Consider the following 3,901-nt stretch of genomic DNA (forward strand, 5'->3'; position numbering starts at 1 on the left):
GTAGTTGCACTCTATGCATGAGAAAATTTACATTCGAGTGAGACGTAGAAAAGCCCAAGAAAAACCTCAAAAAGCATGGAATTAGCTTTGAGGAGGCGAGATCTGTATTTTTAGATGAGAATGGTTTTCTTATTAGTGATCCAGACCATTCTGATGAAGAAGATCGTTTCGTTTTTTAGGTATGAGTGTTAGCTTGAAAGTGTTAGTTGTTTGCCATTGCTATCGCAGTGAGAATGAAATCATTCGTATCATCTCTGAGAGACGAGCTAACAAAAGTGAAGCTACGGCTTATAAAAGCAGATGAGACAATGAGGGAAGAGTATGATTTCAGTAAGGGCATTAAAAACCCCTATGCAAAAAAATTAAAAAAAATAACAATTCGTATTGATGAAGATGCAATTGAATATTTCAAATCCCTATCGGATGACTTAGGTGTTTCCTATCAAAGCCTAATAAATCTTTATCTCAGAGACTGTGCCCAGAAGCAGCGTAAACTCAATATGTCTTGGAAGTAACCGCCACCTGACAAATGCAGTCAAAGGGACGGTGAAGAAGTTTTGCTACATGGTAAAAGAATTACATTCTTAGAAAATGATTCTAAAGATCAACAATATATCAGACAGGAATCTGAAGCAGATAAATTTGCACAGACAACATTAATTCTTGAAAGTGAATGCTCTGCTTTCTTGAAAGAAGGGGTTTTCACTAAAGCTGCTATCAGCCAACTCTCTCAAGCAATAGGCATGTTTCCCGGTATTATTTCCTGTCGTTATCACTACGATTCCTGATGTGAAAGACCGTCTGAAATACCCTCTGTAACCGAAATATCCAAGCTTTGAATTCATGAAGATTCCGCCCACTTATGGGCCACTTACAATATGCACATTCCTTTTTTGATGTCGTCCAGCTGGACACTGACGGAATCCTATAATGACACGCCGGTTGGCAATGCTGTCTCTACGCTCGAAAGCACTTTTGCCATGACAGGTGTTGAAATTACCCGGGATATCATCAGTTCCATGTGCCGTACCGAAATTGGTGGTAAAGGCTACTACCTGAAACGGTATACCGGAGGCGGGAAAAATCTTCGCCGGTACATTGGCAGAAGCCGTATCCGGGGGGAATGGGAAAGCATGCTGTTTTTCCGTGAACACGGTATTCCTGCCGCCAAAGTGGTCGCCTATGGGCAGGAAATTCAATGGGGCATTATGACGCGCGGCGCACTGGTGACCGAAGAGGCACCCAATACTCTGGATCTTCGCCAGATGGTCAGAGACAGTATTCATTGGCTGAAAGATCGGACCTGGATGGCCAAAGTTATTGAGCAGTTAGCTCCAGCGGTCAGAACCATGCATAACCAGAGCTTCATCCACACTGATCTCAAGTGGCGAAATATTCTGGTTTCACAGAATGAAAATCCTGAAATCTGTTTCATTGATTGTCCTGCTGGCCAGAAGGTTCTTCCCTTTTTCCTGGAGCGAGGGATTACCAAAGATCTGGCCTGCCTTGATAAGATGGGCAAGCAGCATCTTTCACGCACTCAACGGCTAAAGTTTTATCAACTCTATTGTGGAGGCCGACTCAAAGCGAGCGACAAGGTTCGAATCCGAAAAATCCTGAACTTTTTCGAAGGAAGGGAGTAATATGCCTGACCCATTCCTTCAGAAGTGGCATACACTGAGTTCTGATTCTCAAAAGTCTGAATTTATTTATCAGGCTCTGTTGGCTAATGAACGCCCTGAACATTTTGCACAACTACCACCCAAGTTTGATCGCCTTCTTGAGGCGCACAACGCTCCGCCAGAGCTATTGAACGAAGTACAGCGCATCCGCAAGCAGAAAGAATTAAAGCTACAAGAATGTCTGAAACCCAGGACAGGATTTAGTTATCAGAAGTCCTGGTTTCAATTGGCTATTACCGATCAGAGAGATGAATGCCCGGAGCTTTCAAACCTTCTTACTGAGCCCGACGCCTTTATCAGACAGGGACATATCATCAAGACAGGAAAAGCCACGACCGTTGCTGTTGCGACATCCGGTAAAAAACAGTATTTCATCAAAAGGTACAATTCCAGAGGCTTTCTCTACAGTCTGACTCGTAGCCTGATTCCCTCAAGAGCTGCGGTCACCTGGTATGCAGCCCAGCTGCTGGAAAGCATTGGTGTCCCGACAGCACGACCCGTTGCCTTGCTGGAGAAGCGCTGGGGGCCTTTGAAACAGACCAGCTTCGTTATTCATGAATATGTCGTAAGTATTCATGCTATGAAATATTTTGCTGAAGGCGCTGAGCCTCAGCCCGAGTGGCCCGTCGTTGCTAAGGAAATAGATGACATCCTTTACACCTTGAAGCGATCTCTGATTATTCATGGAGATTTGAAAGGACAGAATTTCATTATTCAGAACCACCGGCCTTTGTTGATAGATCTGGACTCTTTGGCCAGCTACCCGTGTTCGTCTACCTATCTAAGGCAATACCCTAAGGATCTTGCACGTTTCGCCCGGAACTGGAGAGATGAACCTCAAGCCAGTCCCTTCTTTACACCTGTTATCAACCAACTCAGCAAAGATATTGTTGATCCTTCTTCATTATGACTGCCCCTTTATTCAGTATTGTCATCCCCTGCTATAACTACGCCCATACTCTAAAACGCTCTGTAAAGTCAGTCTTAGCACAGAAATGCAAGGATTATGAGCTGCTGGTTATTAATGATGGCTCACAAGATGATACGGAAGTGGTCATCAGCGAGTTGACAGCACAATACCCAGGCACTTTTCGGGCCATTACTCAACCTAATAAAGGTTTAGCTGCTACCAGAAACCGCGGCGTTTTGGAGACTTCTGGTCAGTATTTAATGTTTCTTGATGCCGATGATGAGTTGGTCGAACATTCTCTTGGGAGTCTGAGTCAAGCCATTCATTCATACCCTGAGGTAAGTATGGTGATTGGCGCTCATATTTCTGTGGAACCTGATGGCAGGGAACGCTTCCGGCCCAGACCGAAAGTTCCCAACGATAATACAGCCCTATTCAAAATGTATCTTTTGAAGGATGAACTGCCTATTGCCAACGGTGCAACGGCCATGCACAGGGAGATCTTTGACGGGTATCAGTATCCTGTTCACTTTAGATGCGTTGAAGACATCCCCATGTTTGCTTATGTGCTGGCTAACTATCAATGCATCACACTCAACAAGCCTGTCGCCAAAATACATAAACACGATGACAGCATGAGAAACAACGTGAAGCTTGATCTATCTGTTGGTTTGGACCTCATCGATGAGGTCTTCAGCCCGACGAGACTTCCTTGCAAGTTTATGTCACTGAAGTCAAAGTATGAAACCAGACGACTGCTCTCTATTTTCAGATCTCTGTATGTTGCCGGTGAATACCAACACGCCTTGGAGTACTATTGCCAGGCAGTCAGGCAATCGCCTTCTACTTTCTTTAAATCCAGCTATTCTAGAAAAGCATTGAGGGCAATGCTATTCAGCTGGAGAAGATCATCAAAGCGTTAATAGAAAAATAACTCATTGGATCTGACCGCCTTTCGGAAAACTCATCTTCAAAAAAATCTGGCTGCTCACGTTTGATCAGAGCTTTTTGCAGACGCTTTCTTAGCCACGTTTTGAATCGGACAGGTCTTCACAAATAATGGTTCATCTCTATGGCCATTATTTTATTTTTTTGCTCTGAGTCATTCGGGGTGTATGAGAATGCAGCGGTCAGTTTCACTGCATCGCCAGTGACAGGGACAAAAATACAATGGAGCCGGAAGGGGCAAACGGGTGCATATCTGTGTTGGCAAGGTGGTCGGCCGGGGAAAACTGAGAAAAAAGCTATCCAGAGCCAGCTAGCAGCCTGTCGGACTTAAGGCTGTCCTACTGCGGTTGCAATAAATTGG

Annotated in this window: 6 protein-coding genes; all 6 read left to right on the forward strand. The window is 44.5% G+C overall.

The annotated features are described in order from the left end of the window. The first annotated feature begins 80 nt into the window (after nucleotides 1–80). The 6 genes from KDK18_RS08835 (at nucleotide 81) to KDK18_RS08860 (ending at nucleotide 3,515) form a co-directional block, all read left to right on the forward strand. Nucleotides 81–179, forward strand: a complete 99-nt coding sequence (locus tag KDK18_RS08835) for a hypothetical protein (RefSeq protein WP_257254541.1) — start codon at nucleotides 81–83, stop codon at nucleotides 177–179. Between the two features lie 96 nt (nucleotides 180–275). Further along, a complete protein-coding gene (locus KDK18_RS08840; protein WP_257254536.1) occupies nucleotides 276–515 on the forward strand; it encodes a BrnA antitoxin family protein in 240 nt (79 codons plus the stop codon). A gap of 42 nt (nucleotides 516–557) precedes the next feature. Continuing rightward, nucleotides 558–788, forward strand: a complete 231-nt coding sequence (locus tag KDK18_RS08845; protein ID WP_257254537.1) for a hypothetical protein — start codon at nucleotides 558–560, stop codon at nucleotides 786–788. Nucleotides 789–878: 90 nt separating this feature from the next. Further along, entirely contained in the window at nucleotides 879–1,643 is a 765-nt protein-coding gene (locus KDK18_RS08850; RefSeq protein ID WP_257254538.1) for a lipopolysaccharide kinase InaA family protein, read from the forward strand. Between the two features lies 1 nt (nucleotide 1,644). Beyond that, nucleotides 1,645–2,592 (forward strand): lipopolysaccharide kinase InaA family protein, encoded by a 948-nt coding sequence (locus KDK18_RS08855; protein ID WP_257254539.1) that lies wholly within the window; start codon nucleotides 1,645–1,647, stop codon nucleotides 2,590–2,592. Continuing rightward, entirely contained in the window at nucleotides 2,589–3,515 is a 927-nt protein-coding gene (locus tag KDK18_RS08860; RefSeq protein WP_257254540.1) for a glycosyltransferase family A protein, read from the forward strand. Before KDK18_RS08855 ends, KDK18_RS08860 begins: the two co-directional genes overlap by 4 nt. Nucleotides 3,516–3,901: the final 386 nt, after the last annotated feature.

It is taken from the genome of Endozoicomonas sp. SESOKO3 (assembly GCF_024606255.1).

Excerpts from the sequence above, each read along its gene's own strand:
- KDK18_RS08850 (WP_257254538.1), top strand. The coding sequence starts at position 879 with ATGCACATTCCTTTTTTGATGTCGTCCAGCTGGACACTGACGGAATCC.
- KDK18_RS08855 (WP_257254539.1), top strand. The coding sequence starts at position 1,645 with ATGCCTGACCCATTCCTTCAGAAGTGGCATACACTGAGTTCTGATTCT.
- KDK18_RS08860 (WP_257254540.1), top strand. The coding sequence starts at position 2,589 with ATGACTGCCCCTTTATTCAGTATTGTCATCCCCTGCTATAACTACGCC.